This window comes from Parafrankia sp. BMG5.11 (assembly GCF_004337455.1).
In genome coordinates this window covers 25,304-42,860 of the sequence record NZ_SJXI01000062.1, presented here as the reverse complement: position 1 = coordinate 42,860, position 17,557 = coordinate 25,304, and the positions used below count along the sequence as shown (strand labels likewise).

General features: G+C 73.6%; 17 protein-coding genes and 1 pseudogene. 9 read left to right on the top strand and 9 right to left on the bottom strand.

Annotated features, from left to right (window positions below; translation table 11 throughout):
• Positions 1 to 65: 65 nt before the first annotated feature.
• From E0504_RS35660 to E0504_RS35640, 5 genes are all read left to right on the top strand, one after another.
• On the top strand, positions 66 to 818 hold the full coding sequence (locus E0504_RS35660; protein ID WP_243657770.1) for a hypothetical protein: 753 nt from the start codon (positions 66 to 68) through the stop codon (positions 816 to 818).
• A gap of 481 nt (positions 819 to 1,299) precedes the next feature.
• Positions 1,300 to 2,649: a DUF2889 domain-containing protein gene (locus E0504_RS35655; protein ID WP_112106326.1), complete on the top strand. Its 1,350-nt coding sequence runs from the start codon at positions 1,300 to 1,302 to the stop codon at positions 2,647 to 2,649.
• A gap of 136 nt (positions 2,650 to 2,785) precedes the next feature.
• A complete protein-coding gene (locus E0504_RS35650) occupies positions 2,786 to 3,421 on the top strand; it encodes a response regulator transcription factor (RefSeq protein ID WP_020460044.1) in 636 nt (211 codons plus the stop codon).
• Between the two features lie 396 nt (positions 3,422 to 3,817).
• On the top strand, positions 3,818 to 4,975 hold the full coding sequence (locus E0504_RS35645) for a serine/threonine-protein kinase (RefSeq protein ID WP_131626699.1): 1,158 nt from the start codon (positions 3,818 to 3,820) through the stop codon (positions 4,973 to 4,975).
• Positions 4,870 to 5,760: a PASTA domain-containing protein gene (locus E0504_RS35640; RefSeq protein ID WP_131626698.1), complete on the top strand. Its 891-nt coding sequence runs from the start codon at positions 4,870 to 4,872 to the stop codon at positions 5,758 to 5,760. Before E0504_RS35645 ends, E0504_RS35640 begins: the two co-directional genes overlap by 106 nt.
• Here the strand turns inward: E0504_RS35640 and E0504_RS35635 are convergent.
• Positions 5,726 to 8,122: an AAA family ATPase gene (locus E0504_RS35635; RefSeq protein WP_131626697.1), complete on the bottom strand. Its 2,397-nt coding sequence runs from the start codon at positions 8,120 to 8,122 to the stop codon at positions 5,726 to 5,728. The genes E0504_RS35640 and E0504_RS35635 overlap by 35 nt on opposite strands.
• A gap of 59 nt (positions 8,123 to 8,181) precedes the next feature.
• Positions 8,182 to 8,931: a TetR/AcrR family transcriptional regulator gene (locus E0504_RS35630; protein WP_131626696.1), complete on the bottom strand. Its 750-nt coding sequence runs from the start codon at positions 8,929 to 8,931 to the stop codon at positions 8,182 to 8,184.
• 557 nt (positions 8,932 to 9,488) lie between these two features.
• Here E0504_RS35630 and E0504_RS50705 point away from each other — a divergent pair.
• Positions 9,489 to 9,653: a hypothetical protein gene (locus tag E0504_RS50705; protein ID WP_020460040.1), complete on the top strand. Its 165-nt coding sequence runs from the start codon at positions 9,489 to 9,491 to the stop codon at positions 9,651 to 9,653.
• Positions 9,654 to 9,760: 107 nt separating this feature from the next.
• On the opposite strand, the gene E0504_RS35625 is transcribed toward E0504_RS50705, so the two are convergent.
• A complete protein-coding gene (locus E0504_RS35625; RefSeq protein ID WP_071066897.1) occupies positions 9,761 to 10,072 on the bottom strand; it encodes a hypothetical protein in 312 nt (103 codons plus the stop codon).
• 417 nt (positions 10,073 to 10,489) lie between these two features.
• On the opposite strand from E0504_RS35625, the pseudogene E0504_RS35620 reads away from it, so the two are divergent.
• Positions 10,490 to 10,741 (top strand): annotated as a pseudogene (locus E0504_RS35620) (Prokaryotic metallothionein); the annotation flags it as partial.
• Between the two features lie 226 nt (positions 10,742 to 10,967).
• On the top strand, positions 10,968 to 11,525 hold the full coding sequence (locus E0504_RS52540; RefSeq protein ID WP_235013982.1) for a GNAT family N-acetyltransferase: 558 nt from the start codon (positions 10,968 to 10,970) through the stop codon (positions 11,523 to 11,525).
• Between the two features lie 22 nt (positions 11,526 to 11,547).
• Here the strand turns inward: E0504_RS52540 and E0504_RS35610 are convergent, their stop codons facing one another.
• The 6 genes from E0504_RS35610 to E0504_RS35585 all read right to left on the bottom strand — a co-directional run bounded on the left by E0504_RS35610 (position 11,548) and on the right by E0504_RS35585 (position 15,921).
• Positions 11,548 to 11,982 (bottom strand): CBS domain-containing protein, encoded by a 435-nt coding sequence (locus tag E0504_RS35610; RefSeq protein ID WP_020460036.1) that lies wholly within the window; start codon positions 11,980 to 11,982, stop codon positions 11,548 to 11,550.
• 154 nt (positions 11,983 to 12,136) lie between these two features.
• Complete coding sequence (locus E0504_RS35605) at positions 12,137 to 13,234, bottom strand: cation diffusion facilitator family transporter (RefSeq protein ID WP_112106329.1); 1,098 nt, start codon at positions 13,232 to 13,234, stop codon at positions 12,137 to 12,139.
• Positions 13,231 to 13,647: a helix-turn-helix transcriptional regulator gene (locus E0504_RS35600; protein WP_071066894.1), complete on the bottom strand. Its 417-nt coding sequence runs from the start codon at positions 13,645 to 13,647 to the stop codon at positions 13,231 to 13,233. Before E0504_RS35600 ends, E0504_RS35605 begins: the two co-directional genes overlap by 4 nt.
• A gap of 114 nt (positions 13,648 to 13,761) precedes the next feature.
• Positions 13,762 to 14,355, bottom strand: a complete 594-nt coding sequence (locus E0504_RS35595) for an alpha/beta hydrolase (protein ID WP_131626695.1) — start codon at positions 14,353 to 14,355, stop codon at positions 13,762 to 13,764.
• Positions 14,356 to 14,663: 308 nt separating this feature from the next.
• On the bottom strand, positions 14,664 to 15,137 hold the full coding sequence (gene bfr / locus E0504_RS35590) for a bacterioferritin (protein ID WP_112106331.1): 474 nt from the start codon (positions 15,135 to 15,137) through the stop codon (positions 14,664 to 14,666).
• Between the two features lie 349 nt (positions 15,138 to 15,486).
• Complete coding sequence (locus E0504_RS35585; RefSeq protein ID WP_112106332.1) at positions 15,487 to 15,921, bottom strand: response regulator; 435 nt, start codon at positions 15,919 to 15,921, stop codon at positions 15,487 to 15,489.
• 318 nt (positions 15,922 to 16,239) lie between these two features.
• On the opposite strand from E0504_RS35585, the gene E0504_RS35580 reads away from it, so the two are divergent.
• A complete protein-coding gene (locus tag E0504_RS35580; protein WP_131626694.1) occupies positions 16,240 to 17,553 on the top strand; it encodes a hypothetical protein in 1,314 nt (437 codons plus the stop codon).
• Positions 17,554 to 17,557 lie beyond the last annotated feature (4 nt).

The window sequence follows — 17,557 nt, the reverse complement described above, 5'->3', positions numbered from 1 at the left end:
CTGCTCCTGATGCAGCGCGTCAGAAGAAATGTCCGTATCGTCCCGAAAGTCAACAAGGGACGACAATGAGACACGCCCGGACCCGATGGACCCAACTACCCCGCCTGGCGGCGGTCGTGACGGCGATGGGACTCGCTCTGACCCTGGGCGCCTGCGGGGGTGGCTCGGACGACGCCGGCGAGGCCGCGGCCACCGGTTCCCAGGCGGGCTCAGGGGCGAGCGGTCCACTCAACGGCATCGAGACCAAGCCCGCCGCGGAGATCATCTCGGCGGCCGCCAACGCGCTGCGCGGCGCCGACAGCGTGCACTTCGCCGGCGACGGGGTCGACGAGGGCAAGCCGGCGTCGGTCGACCTGCGACTGGACTCCCACGGCGCCGTCACCGGGTCCATGGACACCAACGGCATGCACCTCGAGGTGCTGCGGGTCGGCGGCGTGGCCTACGTGCGCGGCGAGGGGCTGGTGGCGGCGTACCCGGGCGCCCGTCCCGAGCAGTGGGTCAAGACCGGGCCGCTTCCCAACGACGACAACCTGAGCCTCGACGGCGCGGCGGACGACATCGAGGACATGGCCGACGATCTCAAGGCCGGCGAGACCCCGACCATCGAGCAGGTGACCGAACAGGGCCAGCCCGCGGTGAAGGTGACGACGAAGTCCCACACCCTGTACGTCGCGAACGTCGGCGAGCCCCTGCCCCTGCGCCAGACCGGCACCGGCGTGGACAGCGGCACGCTCGACGCCACGTTCACCGAGTACGGGCAGCCGGTCACGGCCACCGCCCCCACCGACGTCTTCGAGATCCCGCAAGCCGCCTCCTGATCCGGGTTCCGCCGGGTCATCCGGCAGCGCCCGCCGGGTGCGCGCTTCCGCGCGCCCGGCGGGCTTCACGCGTCCGCGGTCGACCGTGACCGCCGCCACGGCGGCCCTCCGCCCGGTTTTCCGAATACAACCGGGATCAATAAGAAACAGAAAACGGCAACGACGAACACTGGTTCGCTGTTATCTCGAACACAGCCCATCCGGGAATCCCCGGGCGACAGTCCGGCCACGGCACGACCGGCCGGCATCCAAGCGGCGCAGGTCACACATTCGGACGAGCTATGTGAAAAGGCCATCACCCACGAGGGAGGTGATTTGCCGGCGGCCCGCCATATCGTGGGAAGCCAAGTAACCCGCGGGAACCCCGGCTACCGTGCTGCGGCCATTGGCCACGGCCAGCGGGAGCCACGGCGAGTGGGAGCCGCGGGCGCGCGCACCGAGGAGCGGGTGCGCGCACGACAGCAGTGATCGGAGTACGCGCATGGCGCACGGTCAGACGGCCCCCGTCGCCGTCCAGGCATCCCCGACCCAGGTGCCCCGCCAGGCCCCCGGCCGGACCGGTCCCCGCAGTCCGCACACCGGCCGGCCCCGGTCCGGCGAGGATGCCCGCCGCTCCGGCACCGGCGGCCCCCGCACCGGCCAGCCGCTCCCCGGCGCCGACACGGCCGTCGGCCAGTGGCCGGGGACCACCGGCTCGGCGCAGGGCACACCGCCGCGCCGCCCCGGCTCCGTCCGGCGGACGACCTCGATCATGATGGAGCGCCCGGACGGCCTCACCGGCCCGCTGCACCTCACCGGTGTCGGCCGTGACCTGCTGACCACCGCCACGGGCGAGGTGGAGGTCCTCGGCGAGGCCCGGCTGCGTGTCGTCCTCGACTACATGGCCGCGCCCGGCCCCGTCCTCGAGATCGAGTCCGAGCCCGCCGTTCCCGGCCTCGCGAGCCTGGTCGGCGCCTCGGCGCGGGCCGGCTTCCGCGGCGCCGCCCGGCAGATCCTCGCGGCCGCCGACGCCGCCGGCGCAGAAGGCGACGCGGCCGACACCGACAGCGGCGTGGCCGACAGCAACGGCGACGGAGCTGGTGGGGCGTCCACCACCCGGCGCTCGCTGCTCGAGCAGCTCCTCGACGACGTGCCCGTGGCGACCCTGGTGTCGGGCTCCGCGCTCGGGCGCAACGGCATCTTCCGCGACGACCCCTCGCGGCACGCCGGCGCGGAGGCCGGCGGCAACCCGATGCTCGACGTCTGCGCCGGCTGGCAGCGGGAGGGGCTGCTCGCCCGCGTCTCCGCCGAGCGCAGCGCCGACCCCGAGGCCCCGGTGCGGACGACCATGGTCGTGGCCGGCGACCTCGCGGTCGACGAGGACCCGCTCGGGTGGCATCCGCTGCCGCCGATGGGCACCCATGCCATGCGCCGCCTGCGCCGCATCGACCTCGTCCCGATCGGCGGCGAGCCCGCCGGCGCCGGACCCGCCCGTACCGGGGCCGCGGACGGGGCCGCCGCCTTCCGGGCCGACGCCTTCTTCCGCGACACCTACCGGGAGGCGTCCGGCGCCGAGGTCGTCGTGCACGAGTACGGGATCGACGCCACGGTCGACCAGTCGGCCCGCGTCGTGCGCTCGATGGGGCGGGCCGGGGTCCTGCCGGGCCCCGAGTGCCCCCAGGCACTGGCCAGCGCCGAGCGCATCGTGGGGCTCGGCGCCGCGGACCTGCGCCGCACCGTCTCGCGCGCCTTCACCGGGACGACCACGTGCACGCACCTCAACGACACCCTGCGCTCCCTGGGCGATCTCCCCGACCTGATCGAGCGGCTCCGCTCGGCCACCGCCCGCTGAGGATGGCCGACCGGTCGCCGTCATCGGGCCTTCCGCGCCGGGCATCAGGGACAAAAGTCCTGCACCCGGAGTCCGTACCGGCCGACCTCCCGTCCGGGAGGCCGCGGCGCGTCTCCCCGCGGGTACCTTGACGATCATGACTGGTGTTCGCGTCTTCCTGCTGGACGATCATGAGATCGTCCGCCGGGGCATCCGGGAGATGCTGGAGGACTCCGGGGACATCGAGGTCGTCGGCGAGGCGTCGACCGCGGCGTCCGCGCTGCGGCGCATCCCGGCCGCCCGTCCGGACGTCGCGGTGCTCGACGCCCGGCTGCCGGACGGAAGCGGGATCGAGGTGTGCCGGGAGATCCGCTCGGCGCAGCCCGCCGTGGGCTGCCTCATCCTGACCTCCTACGACGACGACGACGCGCTCTTCGCCGCGATCATGGCGGGGGCCTCGGGGTATCTGCTGAAGCAGATCCGGGGCAACGACCTGGTCGGGGCGATCCGCACGATCGCCGCCGGGCGCTCGCTGCTCGATCCCGCCGTCACCCAGAAGGTGCTGGCCCGGCTGCGCGACGAGCCCGCCGAGGACGAGCAGCTCGCCGCGCTCGGCAGCCGCGAGCGCCAGATCCTCCGGCTGATCGCCGAGGGCATGACGAACCGCCAGATCGCGGGCTGCGTCCACCTGTCGGAGAAGACGGTGAAGAACTACGTGTCGGCGATCCTCGGCAAGCTCGGTCTGACCAGCCGCACGCAGGCCGCCGTGTTCGCGGCCCGGCTCAAGAGCTGACGGCGGCCCGGCCGCTGACACACGGGGCCGGTGGGCGGCACTCCGTCAGCTGCGCGTAAGTGCCTCCCGCCAGTGCCAGGCGGGCGAGGTGCCATCGCCGCGCGGCCGCCCCAGGTAGAGGGCGGAGGCACCGGCCACGGGGGCGGGCGGGAAGTGCCGGACCGGCCCTGGAGCGGTTTTCGAAACATTCCCGAGCAGGTGCCCGCGGACGTCCGCACCTCGCTTCGGACGTCCCGCCCGATCGGTCCATCGCCACCACCATCGGACCGCCACCGCGCCCGGACTGTCCGGTTGCCGACAGTGCGGGCCCTGACACGCAACCAGGCGTGATTACTCCGCATCATGACTGACGGAACGGCGCGCGGCCCGGCGTGCCGGCCAACCGCCGGAGGGCCCATGGACGCGTGCCGCAGCGCCGAGGAGCCAGTCACCGCGCCCGGCGGCCAGCCCGCCGCCGACCCGCTGCGGCCTGACGATCCCTCCGAGCTGGGGCACTACCGCGTTCTCGGGCGGCTCGGCGAAGGCGGGATGGGCACCGTCTTCCTCGGCGCCGCCCCCGACGGGCGGCCGGTCGCGATCAAGATGATCCGGGCGGAGGTGGCCGGCATGCCCACCTTCCGCGCCCGCTTCCGCCGGGAGGCCGAGCTCGCCCGCCGGGTGGCCCGGTTCTGCACCGCCGAGCTGCTGGACGCGGTCGACCCGCCCGACGGGCCGCCCTTCATCGTCACCGAGTTCGTGGACGGGCCCACGCTCGCCGCCGCGGTCGCGGCCGGTGGCCCGCTCGGCGCCGCCGACCTTGAGCGGGTGGCCGTCAGCGTGGCCGCGGCGCTGACCGCCATCCACGGCGCCGGCCTGGTCCACCGTGATCTCAAGCCGGCGAACGTCCTGCTGTCGTCCCTGGGGCCGCGCGTCATCGACTTCGGGATAGCCCACGCGGCGGACATCACGCACGTCACCCGGGACTCGATCGTCGGAACGCCGGCGTTCATGGCTCCCGAGCAGGCCCTGGCCCAGCCGGTGTCCGGCGCGGCCGACGTGTGGGCCTGGGCCGGCCTGGTCGCCTTCGCCGGAACCGGCCGGTTGCCGTTCGGGGACGGCCCGCCCGAGGCGCAGATCTTCCGGATCGTCCACGGCGACCCGAACCTCGACGGGCTCGACCCGGCGCTGGGCACCGTCGTCCGGCGGGCGATGAGCCGCCAGCCCACGGACCGCCCCACCGCGCAGGACCTACTGCAGCAGCTGGTCACCCTCGGCGGCGAGGTCCCGGCTTCGGCGACATCCGCACTCGCGCTCCCCGCGGCGGCCGGCGGTACGCCGCCCAGGGTCGGGCGCCCGCGAGCGACCCGATCCCGCCCACCAGCCCAGCCGGCCCGTCCAGCTCACCCAGCCCACCCAGCTCACCCAGCGCGGCCCGGCGGACGCGACCGGAGCACCGGCCGTCCGGACGCATGCTCGTCGCAGCGCTGGCCGGGGTCGTCGTCGTCCTGGTCGGCGCCTGGCTACTGCTTCAGGCACAGCCGCCGGACGGCCGTGACAACACCGATGCCCGGGTAAGCGCCACCCCCGCTCCAGGCGACCCCACCGGTCCGTCGGACGGCCAGTCGCCAGGAGGCGGGGAGGCAAGCCCGGGCACCGCGACGGCCACCGGGCCCGGGCCGGGCGGGACCGCCGGGGAGGTCATGCCGCCCGGCGAGCCCGTCGAGATCCCGGACGTCGTCGGTCGGCCGGTCGCCGAGGCGGAGGAGGCGCTCCGCACCGCCGGGCTGACGAACATCATCCGCACCACGCGGCTCGACGACCGGCCCGCGGGCTCCGTCATCGGGATGCACCCCGCCGCGGGCAGCGAGGTGAGCCGGGACGCGGCGATCGAGCTCGACGTGTCCGACGGGCCGGGGCACACCACCGTCCCCGACCTCGTCGGGCGGTCGGAGGTGGACGCCCGCTCCGGGCTGTACAGCGCCGGCCTGGTGATGGTCATCCAGGAGAACAGCGGGCCGTCCACGGTCGGGCCGGGGCTGGTGGAGCGGACCGTCCCGGCGGGCGGGACCCAGGTCGCCCACGACACGACGGTGACGATCACCATCGTGAGCCGGCAGGTCGCGGTTCCCGACGTGGTCGACCAGAGCGCCGCCACGGCCACCGCGACGCTGCGGGACTATGGCTTCGACGTCGTCGAGGAGCGCGGCGCAGGCTCCCAGCCGGCCGGGGTCGTCATCGCCCAGCTGCCGCGGGCGGGCCTCGTCACCCGGGGGGCGACCGTCACGATCACCGTGAGCCAGCCCCGGTCGAACGGCGACTCGCAGGTCACGCAGACCCCGGAGCCACCTCCAGTCCCCTGACCAGCGCGGGATCAGGGCGGCCCGCTCCCCCGGGCCGGGGTACCCGCGGGAACGGGCCGCCCTGATCCGCGAGAGCGCTCGGGAGCTCACCCGTGTGGATCACTGCCAGGGAGGTCACCGCCCGGGTCAGCACCACGTAGAGCCGGCGCAGCCCCTGGACGGAGCCCGGCCCGGAGCCGGCGACGGACGCCGGGTCGACGAGGACCACATGGTCGAACTCGAGTCCCTTCGCGAGCGACGCGGGCACGACAGTCACCGGCCGGGACGCCCGCCCTTCCGGCACGGGCTTGTCGGTGAGCGAAGCGCCCTCGGTGGGCTCGGCGTCGCCGGTGAGCACAGCCTCGCCCGCGGGCTCGGCGTCCACGGTGAGGGCGGCGTCCTCCGTAAGAGCGGCGTCCTCCGTAAGGGCGGCGTCGTCGGTGAGGGCGGTGGCGGGCAGGCCCGCCGCGCGCAGCGACGCCGTCAGGCCGCCGACGGCCTCGTCAGGGGCGATCACCGCCACCGAACCGCCGCGGCCCAGCCCGGCACCGACCTGGCGCGCAGCCTCGCCGGCCAGGTCGTCCAGCGGGGCGGCGATCACCCGCAGCGCACCCGGGACGGCGCGGGTCGACGACACGGGAGGCAGATCCGGCGCGATGCTCGGGAGCAGACGGTCGGCGAACGAGAGGATCTCGGCCGGTACCCGGTGGCCCCGGGTCAGCACCTCCAGCCGCGCGGCGGGCTTACCGAAGTGGGCAAGCGCCTGCTCCCAGGAGCGCGCGGCCCAGGCGGTGGTGCCCTGGGCCAGATCCCCGAGGACGGTGAGCGAGCCGGTGGCGCAGCGGCGTCCGACGGCCCGGCACTGCATGGCCGAGAGGTCCTGGGCCTCGTCGACGATGACGTGCCCGAACGCCGGCACGCCGTCGATCAGGTCCAGTGCCTCGTCCAGGCAGAACAGGTCGGCGGGCGACCAGCGGACGGCCCGCCGCGACGTCGGCCGGTCGGCCAGCAGCAGGCGCTGCTCGGGCGCGGAGAGCACGCCGTCGGCGGCGTGGGCGAGCAGGGCGGGGTCGGTGAACAGCCGGTGGATCAGCCCGGCCGCGTCGGTGCGCGGCCAGACGGCGTCGACCGCCGCCCGGACGGACCGGGTGCGGGCGAGGCGCTCCACCGCGGAGTCGGCCGGCAGGTGCCCCCGCTCCTCGGCGCGGCGGACCACCGCGGCGGCGATCCGCCGGGCGAGCAGGTCCCGGGCCACGCGATGGCGGTGGCCGCCAGCCTGGATGCCGGCGGCCAGGCCGGCGATCTCGTCGCCGCTCACCGTCCACCGACCGAGCGAGCTCGTGATCAGGGCAGCCGGCGGGGAGGCGCCGGGCCGGGTGGCGCCGAGCGCCCGGCGGATCACCACGGCCATCCGGGCATCGCCCTTGATCTCGGCCACCGGCTCCGGGTCGGTTCCGCGCGCCGTCGCGACGTCCACGAGGGCAGCGAGACTACGGTGGGTGACGGTGAACTCGCCGAGCGCGGGCAGGACCGCGCCGATGTAACGCAGGAAGGCCCGGTTCGGCCCGACGACGAGCACCCCGGCGCGGCTGAGCCGCTCCCGGTAGGCGAACAGCAGGTAGGCGGCCCGGTGCAGGCCGACCGCCGTCTTGCCGGTGCCCGGCGCGCCCTGGACACAGACGCTCACCTCGAGATCGGCCCGGACGATCTCGTCCTGCTCCGGCTGGATCGTCGCGACGATGTCACGCATGGGCCCCGAGCGGGGCCGCGCGATCTCGCGGGCGAGCAGGTCGCCTCCGGCCGGCCCGCCGACCCGTGGCGCGCCCGCCGGGCCGGGCGACGGTTCGACGAGTGGCTCCTCCTCGAACGCGGTGAGCTCGGGGCCGTCGAACCCGAACCGGCGCCGCGCCACGAGCCCCATCACGTCGCCCCGATGGGCGCGGTAGTACGGACGGGCGATGTCGGTGCGCCAGTCGACGACCAGCGGATCATCGCCGGCGGCCTCCCGCACATGGCGCCGTCCCAGGTGGACGCGCCGACCCGGCGCGGCGGCGGCGCCCGCGGCGTAGTCGATCCGTCCGAAGAACAACGGCGCCCCGCTCGCGGGGTCGCTCAGCGCCTCGAGGCGCCGCCGCCGCGCCGCTTTCAGGGACGCGTTCGTCACCTTGTCAGCGACGGGGTCGCCTTCGGCGATCTCCGTCGCCTCGGCCTCGTGCCGCATCCGGACCAGCGCCGCGCGGGCGCGGTCCAGGTGACGGCGCTCGGCGGCGAGCTCCGCCGACCACGGATCCACCGACCGGGCGTCCGCCGGCCGGAGATCCGCCGGCCGGACATCCACGGACCGGGGATCCTCATCGCGCCCCTCGGCCGCGCCGTCGCCCATACCGACCCCTCCACTTTACGAAGTCAATAACTTGACCGAGTAAAGCAGATCGAAACCGCTCACCCGGCCCCGGGCACCGTCCGACCCTGAAGATCCGTCCGATCGGGGAAGTCCGCCCGGTCCGCACGATCCGCCCGGTCCGGGAGATCCACGAGTCCCGGGAGGTTCGCGAGTCCTGGAAGGTTCGCGAGTCCGGCGAGCGCGCCGAACGCCCGGCGGGCCGCCGCCTCGGCGTCGGGCAGGACGTCCACCGCGGCCGCGCCGGCGTCGAGGCGGCGCCAGTTCTCCCGGGCCAGCACCCGTTGGACGGTGAGGACCGCCGCCGCGGCGAGCCGCGCGTCCACCTGGGCGGCGGGCGAGCCGGCCGCCTCGGCGAACGCGTCCGCCAGGGCGTCCTCGTCGGCGGCGGTGTACTGGGCCATCCGGCCCAGCAGGCTCGGGGTCGAGAAGACCAGGCGATGGTAAGCGAGCACCTCGGGCGCGTCGCACAGCCCGGTGACCGGTTCGTGCTGTCGCAGGCCCGCGAGGAAATGAGCCTCGAGAGCGGCGAGCGGCGACTGGTCGGCCGACCGCGCCCGCACCACCCGGGCCGCTTCACCACGGTGGTCGAGCACGCGGTGGAGGACGAGGTCCTCCTTGGCCGGGAAGTAGCTGAACAGCGTCGGTTTCGACACCTCGGCGGCCGCGGCCACCTCGGCGACGGAGACGCGCTCGAAGCCCCGTTCCAGGAACAGCGAGACGGCGGCGGCGGACAGCGCGTCGCGGGTGCGCTGCTTCTTGCGGTCCCGCAGGCCGAGTGGCTCGGTCATCGTCGCCGCCTACCCGCTCCGCTCCCCCACGAGCCGTCGAAGGGCCTCCGGGGCGCGGCTGTGCCGCCGGGCCGCCGGGCGTCCGGCGGTTCGCTCGGGTGCGATCTCGTACTTCACGACATGCACAGTAAGGCGCGCCGGCGCCGGACCGTCACGACCCCGACGGGCCCGGGTGCGACCAGGACCCGCCGGCCGGCGCGCCAGCCGCGCCGGTGTCCGCTACCAGGCGTCAAGAGCGGCCCGGAAGGGAAAGAAGATGGGACAGGCACGCGGACCACCAGGCGTCACAGCCAGTTCCCCGGCGGCCCGCTGCACCGCTCCGGCGGCTCCGGCGGCAGGCGTCCCGCACTGCCGGCGGGCCGACGACGCAATAAAGGGGGACGGGATGACGCGACAGCGCCGATCACGCCCACCTGGGGCGGAGATCGCCGCACCGGGGACAGATCGTCACTTATCGCATCCGGGCCAGGCCCGAAGTTAACACGAAGGAAGCCTGGATTTAATTTCTGTTGAATCGCCGTGTGCAATTCTGCAGTATGCAGACAGGTGGTGCTCCCGTGGTCGATATCGTTAAGATAGCAGCGTCGATCGACGATATCCCCACCGTTGAGGAAACAGACGCGATGCTGGAGGAGCTGCGCAGGCTCCCACGCACCATGGAGACGATCAGGTTGATGGATGACCTGCTGGAGCTCCGATCGCTACTCGGCGCGACGTGCTGAGAACGCGCGCCGAGTAGCGTCGGAGGGCTTGGCGGCGCACCGCTGGACGCACTGTTCAACTGTGGTGCGCCGACATTCCGGCCTGGCCGGTCAGCAGGAGGGTGTTACTAGGCGCCGAAACCCTGCTGGCCCTGCTGGCCCTGGTTGCCCTGCTGGCCGCCACCGAAGCGCTCGCCGGCCTGACCCTGGCCGCCGCCGACACCGGCCAGCTCACGCAGGCGGTTCTCGACGTAACGCTCGCTGTGGTGCGTCTTGTCCGCGATCCGGGCGACGAGGTCATTGATGTCGGTCGCGGAGTCGAGGTCCGCCGCGCTGACCTGACCGAACTGGTCAAGGAGGCGGTAGCGGAGCTGCCGCCAGTTCTGACGGAGCTGCTGCTCCACCTGCTGGCGCTGCTGCTGCTGCTCCTGCTGGCTCATTTTCTGATCCCTTTCTCAGTGGTCATTTACTGGCGCGCACCGAGGTGCGGGGCGAACGCTACCGCAGCGACTTCGGGCAGCGTCAAACCCACGCCGGAATCCGAATGTATGCGGCCAGTCCGGGGCCACCACGGCGGAAACAGCCCGCCGGGCGCATAAACGGTGCCCAGGGTTCAGTACGAGGCCGACCGATGAATACCGGCTCGCCGGCCATCATTTCGCCGTTTCCCGCCGAAGCGGATGGCGTCGCGGCCCGACGCCACGCGCTCGCCGCTCGCATCACCGGCGAACCGCCGACCCGGCCGCGGCGGAGTGCCGCGATCGCGCCGGTTCGCCCAGGGACCGCCGGGGGCGAGAACGTGCGATCAGGAGCGCACCGAAAGTAGCGTCGGGACGTCCTGACGCAAGGAGGCTGTCATGCGTGCGTGCGACACCTGCGGAAACGATTACTGGATGTCCTTCGAGATCCGGGTCGTCAGCGGTGAGACGTACACCTTCGACTCGTTCGAGTGCGCGGTGCAGAAGCTCGCCCCGCGCTGTGAGCACTGCGACTGCCGGGTGATCGGGCACGGCGTGGAGGTCTCCGGGCGTTTCTTCTGCTGTGCGCACTGCGCACGCCAGGCGGGCGGAATGGGCCGTGAGATCCGCGACGCCGTCGGAGCGCACCCCGACGGATCGGCGGCCGGGGCGGGAGACGGTGCGCACCGGCGACGGGTCGGCCAGGCGACGGCGGGCGAGCGGTCGGATGGGTGACAAACACCCTGGAGCGCCCGTTTTCCGCAGGTGAACTGGATGGGTGACCGGACCCACCACGCAATCAGAACGCTGGCATCCGGAACGGCGGAAACGAGAACGGCGGAAACCGGAACGGCGCCGGCTCGTACGCCGGAGCCGCGTGCGAGCCTGCCCGCCGCCGGGGCCGCGAATCCGCCTGCTGCGCCCCGGCGAGCAGGCCATCGTCGACGAGGTGTTCGCCGGGCTCTCACCGAGAAGCCGTTACCTGCGTTTCCACGCGCCGCTGGGCGCCCTTCCGGCAGCGCACCGCCGCGCCCTCGTGGACGTCGACGGCCGTGACCGCATCGCGCTCGTCGCGGTGGAACGCCGTCCGCTGGGAATCGCGCGGCTGATCCGCACCGGACCGGCCGAGGCCGAGGTGTCGGTCGCGGTCGTCGACGACGCCCACCGCAACGGGGTGGCCCGTCGGCTGCTCGCCGAGCTCGAACGTCGCGCGTGTGCGGCCGGTGTCCGCGAGCTGCACGCCAACGTGCTCGCCGAGAACACCGCCGCGCTGGCGCTGTTCCGGGCGAGCTTCGCGCAGGGCCCGTGCGTGGTGGAGGGCGATGTGCTGCGCCTGACGTGCCTGCCGGGCCGCCGTGCGCGGTGGACGGCCCGGCCGGCCGGGCCGGCCCGGCGCCGCCGTGGCAGGCGCCGGGCGACGCCTGCCACGGGCTGACGCCGGACGGGACCGGTCGGGATCAGGTGACCCGGTCCGCCGGGCCGCTCTTGATCGCCTCGACGAGAGCACCGAGCTTCTCACCGGAGAGGTTCCTGGCCAGGTCCGCCTCGCTGATCATCCCGACGAGCCGCTTGTTGTCGATGACCGGCATCCGCATCACCCGGTGCTCCATCATCTCGTTCAGGACGGTGTCGAGGTCGGCGTCCGCCCGGACGAACAGCGGCTTGCCCTTCCCGAGGTCACCGGCCCGGGTCGACGCCGGGTCCCGGCCCTCCGCCACACAGTTGATCACGATGTCGCGGTCGGTGATGATGCCACCGAGGCGGTCGTCGGCGCCGCAGATCGGCAGCGCGCCGACGCCGAGGTCGCGCATCATGCGGGCCGCGCTGGCCAGTGACTCGTCCGCGCCGACGCACTTCGCGTCGCCGTGCATGATGTCCCGAGCGGTCGTCATGGCTGTTTCCCCTTCGTCGTCATGCCTGCTGGGAGCCGTCCCGCGGCTTCCGGGGAAGCCGCGATCCGACTCGACATGACATACCCACCGCGACTGGGTGCACACGATCAGTCCACAATGGCGACGGTGCGCCAGGGAGGCGGGGCGCCGGGAATCAGTGGCGGTGCGCCGGGGCCAGCTGGTGCACGGTCACCCTGCGCACGTCGCACGGGTCGCCGCCGGCGGGCGAGCACGGCTCGCACTCCGTCTCGACGGTGGCGTGCACGACGCCGTGCTTCTCCGCCAGCACCGCCTTGACCCGGTCGGAGACCGCCCGCGCCTCCTCGAGTGTCGGATGGCCGGCCACCTCGACATGGGCGCTCGCCGCGGCGACCCGGTCGGACAGGCCCCACACGTGCACGTCGTGCACCCCGGTCACGCCCTCCACGGCAAGGACGTCCGCCTGCACTGCCGCCAGGTCCAGCCCGGCGGGGGTCGCCTCGAGCAGCACCCGGGACGACTCGGCCAGCAGGCGCACGCCCTGGATCCCGATCAGTGCCGCCACGACCAGGGAGAGCGCCGGGTCGAGCCAGTACCAGCCGCCGGTGAGCCAGATGACGAGCCCGGCGCCGGCCACCGCGACCGACACCAGCGCGTCGCCGGCCAGGTGGGTGACCGCCGCCCTGGTGTTGAGATCACCGTGCCGTTCGTGGACGAAGAGCGCGCTGACCCCGTTGCCGACGGCCGCGGCGATCGCCACGATCAGGACGACCAGGCCGTCGACCGGCTCGGGGTGGGCGAGCCGCCCGGCGGCCTCGACGCAGACCAGGGTGGTCACGACCAGCACGCTCGCCGCGTTCGCCTGGGCGGCGAGCACCGGCCAGCGCAGCCCGCCGAAGGTCCGGGTGGCGGACGGCGCCTGCCTCGCGAGCCGGATCGCCATCAGCGCGAACGCGACGCCCGCCGCGTCCACGAGGTTGTGCGCGGCGTCGGCGAGCAGGGCGACCGACCCGACGAGCAGCCCGGCCGCGGCCTGGCCGACGACGATCGCGACGTTCAGGCCCGTCGCGAACGCCAGCCTGCGGCGCTGGGAGTCGAAGCCGCGCGGAGCGGACCGACCCGCCGCGTGCTCGTGCCCGCCCGGCGCGCCGGGCCCGCCGTGGGCGTGGGTGTGGCCGGAGTCGTGGCCGTGGGCGGGCCGGGTCTGCGGCGGGACGAGACCCTGACCGTTGTCGTGCCCGTGGTCGCCGTGGCGGCCTTCGGGGGTGTTCACCGGTCCACCAGGTCGGTGAGGTCGCGCGCGGCGACGCTCCCACCAGTGGGCACGAACCGGGCCGGCTGCTCCCCCGCGGGCGCGACGAGATCGCCGCCGGGCTCCCCGTGGGCGTGGTCGGGGTCGACCGCGAGCACCACGCTGAGCAGGTCGTCCAACGCGTGCGCGAGGGCGTCGTCGGCGAGCTCGTAGCGCAGGCGCCGGCCCTCGGAGACGGCCACCACCAGCCCACAGCCCCGCAGACAGGCGAGGTGGTTGGAGAGATTCGTCCGGCTCACCGAGAGGACCTCGGCGAGCTCCGTCGGGTAGGACGGGCCCCTGCGCAGCACGAGTAGCAGGCGTGCCCTGGTGGGATCGGACAGAGCGTGCCCGAACCTGGCCAGGACCTCACCGTGCACCACAAGCTTCACCATAGACTGAACAGTACAGCGACCGCTGACGTCAGTCGAGCCTGAACAATCGACACAGCCCGAACGGTCGACACAGCCACCTGGCGCCCGCCGGGCAGCGGGCAGCGGGCGCGAGCCTCAGCCGGCGATCAGGTCCTCGAGGAAGAGCAGCACCCGGGCCGGGACACTGCGCCGGCCCGGCCCCGCCAGCACGGCGTGCCCACCGGGGACCACGGTCAGCTCGGTCCGGGCGGCCGTCCGGGTGGTCATCCGCACCAGCTGCAACGGGCTGATCGGGTCGTCCCGGCCGTGGATGAGCAGGATGGGGAGATCGGGCAGCACCCGCGGTGGCGGGTCGCCGACAGGTATGCCGGCGACCGGCACGTGCAGCAGCGGCAGCCCGAGCAGGACGAGCCCGTCGGGGCGCACGGCGGGTGAGCCGGCCATCGCCAGTGCGGCCAGCGCGCCCGAGTCCGAGCCGAGGAGGACGAAGGGGAGTCCGGGGCGGCGCACCTCGCCGACGGCGTGCGCCACGTTCCCGCTGGCGGGAACGACCGCGGCGGCGTAACCGTCGAGCGCCAGCCGCCGGGCGAGCCACTCGTAGGGCTCGCGGCTCTCGCCCCGCCCCATGAGTATCGCGACGGCCACCCGGACCGGCTCGGCGAGGAGGTCGTCACCCGGGACGGCGTCGTAGTCCGCGAGCGGGGGGCTGATCGTTGTCGAGGGCGTCATGGCGCCGTGGTCTCCTTCTCTGGCGCTCCGTTGCGCCGTCACGGCCCGCGGCGGGGGATACGCGAGGCTCGTGCCGCCGGCGTCACCGGCGCCGCGGCCCCGGGCCCACATGAGTCACGGCGGGGCCAGGAACCCCGGCAGACTATCTCCCGCGCCGGGGTAGCGGCGGAGGCCGGGGTGTCCGCCGAGCGACACCGCCAGGCGACACCACCGAACCGCACCGCCCACGGCGGGCCCTCCGCCGATCCCGGGGCGCGGCGCCCCGGGATCGGCGCGACCGGCGCCAGCAAGCCGTCGCCGATCCCCGACTAGCTCTCGTGGATCTGCTGCGTGAGGTAGTTCGTCGCGCCGAGCTGGGCGATCAGCGTGAGCTGGGCGTCCAGCCAGTCGATGTGCTCCTCCTCGGAGACGAGGATCTTCTCCAGCAGCACCGCCGAGCCCACGTCCTTCTTCGACCGGCACAGCGCGATTCCGTCGCGCAGAAGGCTGACCGCCTCGTCCTCCTGCGCCACATCGGTCTCCAGCTGCTCCTGCACGGTCTCGCCGATCCGCAGGGTGTGCAGCCGCTGCAGGTTGGGTAGGCCGTCCAGATAGAGAATGCGCTCAATCAGCGCATCGGCGTGTCGCATCTCGTCAATGGACTCGTGGTAGAAGTAGTCCGACAGTCGGCGATATCCCCAGTTACGCTGCATCCGCGAATGCAGGAAGTACTGGTTGATGGCCGTCAGCTCGTTCGTCAGCACCTTGTTCAACAGGTCGATGATGTCCTTGTCGCCACGCACCGTCTACATCTCTCCTCAGTCGTCTTCGACGCGCCCACAGGCCGCGGGGGTGCAGCCCTTCCGGACGAACGGCCACGGTCACCGGGACCTCCGGCACCGTTCCGGCACGTCCGCGCCGGTCCGTCCTGGGCGGCGTCGCGACGCAAGGTACCCGGACCGTCGCCGGACACCCTGGCCACCGCCACCGGAGGCCGCCGCCACCGGATTGGGCCGGCGCGCCGCAAATTCGCCCAGGAAACAGGAAATCACAGTGGAGCCCGGCGCGCATACCGGTAAGAGCGCCGCGAACCTCACATCGACGCCTATTTAGGCTAGCCTGTCCTCAGTTAGGGAAGGCTTCGCTGACGCGTCACCGGCGAGGCAGCCGCACCAGACCGAGATAGAAGTCGTCGATCCGATGAATCACCTCGGTGAAGGCCTCGAAGTCCACGGGTTTCGAGACGTAGGCGTTCGCGTGCAGCGTGTAGCTGTACAGCACGTCGTCCGGCGCCTCCGAGGTTGTCAGCACAACCACCGGGATGGACAGCAGCCGCGGGTCCGCCTTCAAAGCGCTGAGAACCTCCCGGCCGTCCATCCGCGGCATGTTGAGGTCCAGCAGGATGAGGTCGGGCCGAGGGTTCGCGGGGTCCCGCAGGTAGGCCATCGCCTCCACGCCGTCGACGGCCACGTGGAGCTCGTGGTTGACACCGCGGTCGGTCAGCGCCTCCTCAACCATCAGCGTGTCGCCGGGGTCGTCCTCCACCAGCAGGATGTTGAACGCGCGAACAGCGGCGGCAGCGGTCACGAACGGCCTCTCTTGTCACGGAGTCTGGATCAGGTCACGGAGTCTGGATCAGCTCGGAGCACCGGCCGGACGCCGTGGCGTCACGCCCGTGTCCGGCCATCGTGCGACCGCCGGGCACGACCGTCGGCGCGGCCAACGATAGGCCGATCGACAGCGGGGCGGGGCGCGGGGCGTCCACCCGCGTGCTCCCGTCCGCGGGTGCGCCACGAACCACCAGCCACCCGGACCAGCCCCGACGACGAGGCGTAGCCGTCGTGCGACGCTGAGGCTGGATCGGTCCCCACCGGGACATCGTCAAGACAGCATGGAGTGCCATCAATGCGACGTGCCGTGGACGCGGACGCGGCGCTGTTCGTGGGCTGCGCGCTGACCAACGCCCTCGGCATGACCGGGCTGGTCCGCACCTTCGGCTATCCCGGCATGCTGAACGACCCGGCCGCGGCGACGCTGGCCGCGCTGGGCTCGCGGACCTGGACCCTCACACTGTTCACCCTGCTCACGGCGGCATCCGCGGTGCTGCTCGTGCCGCTGACGACGCGAATCGTCCGCCTCGGGGCCGGCCCGGGCCGGCCGGCCGCGAACCCGAACCGGGCCGCCTGGGTGCTGCTCCTCACGGGGCTCGCCGCCGCGACCGCCATGATCTTCGAGTGGTCCTTCTGGCTCATCGGGGTGCCGCTACTCACCCGCAATCCGCCAGGACCCGGGCCGATCTCCCCCGGTGTGACCGCCTTCGACGCGTTGCGCGTCACTCTTGGTGTCCTGTGCGGCGAGACGATCGGCCCGCTGCTGCTGGCCGCCTGGACCGTCCTGGTCGCGTCCCGTTTCGTCGCGTCCGTCTTCGATGACTGGTGGCCGCTCGCGCCCGCCCGTCCTGACCGTCCTGACCGCCCCGGACGCAGCCCGCTCGGAGGCCGGCTCGTCGGGCGCGGGCTGGTCGAACGCGGTCGCCGCGTTGTCGCCGCGGCGGCGGACTGGCTGCGGTTGGAGGTCCTGCGCTGGGCGCGGCCCGTCCTCATCGGGAGCGGCCTCGCCTGCGCCGCGCTGCTGTTCGCGGCCGCCGTCTCGGCGGCGGGCCTGCTCCCCACGCCCCACCTGCCCGTTCTCGCCCGCCTGCTGTGGAGCCTGTGGCTGGCCGGGATCGGGGCCCTGGTCTGGATCTCGCGGGCCCGGGGAGCGGGCCCCCGGCACGGGGCGGGGGGCCACGGCGTCGTCCTCGGGCTCCCGTGGCGGGCGGGCGGGCCCCGGGCGGCCGCCCGGCCGCGCCCGTTCCAGCGCACGCCCTTCCGGTATACGGCCTACCGCGCCGCCGCGCGGAGCAGGGCGCTCCCCCGGCACCGGCCAGGTCAGCTCGACGCCGGTCCGGTGAAACTGCGGGCCGAAGTGGGCGGACTGGTCGGAACGGACGGGAACGACGCCGTCACCGAGGCCGGCGACGAGGCGGTCGTGGACGCGGGTCCCCACGCCCGCGTCGCTCATGCCACGGCCGATGCCCACGCCGACGCCAATGCCGGCCCCGGCCCCGGCCCCGACGACGACGGGACGGATCCGCCGACCGAGATCGTCTCCGGGCTCCGGGAGGTCCACGCGGCAGGCGACGACGAGCCCGCGGATTCCGGGTCCGCTGAGGGCTGACCTC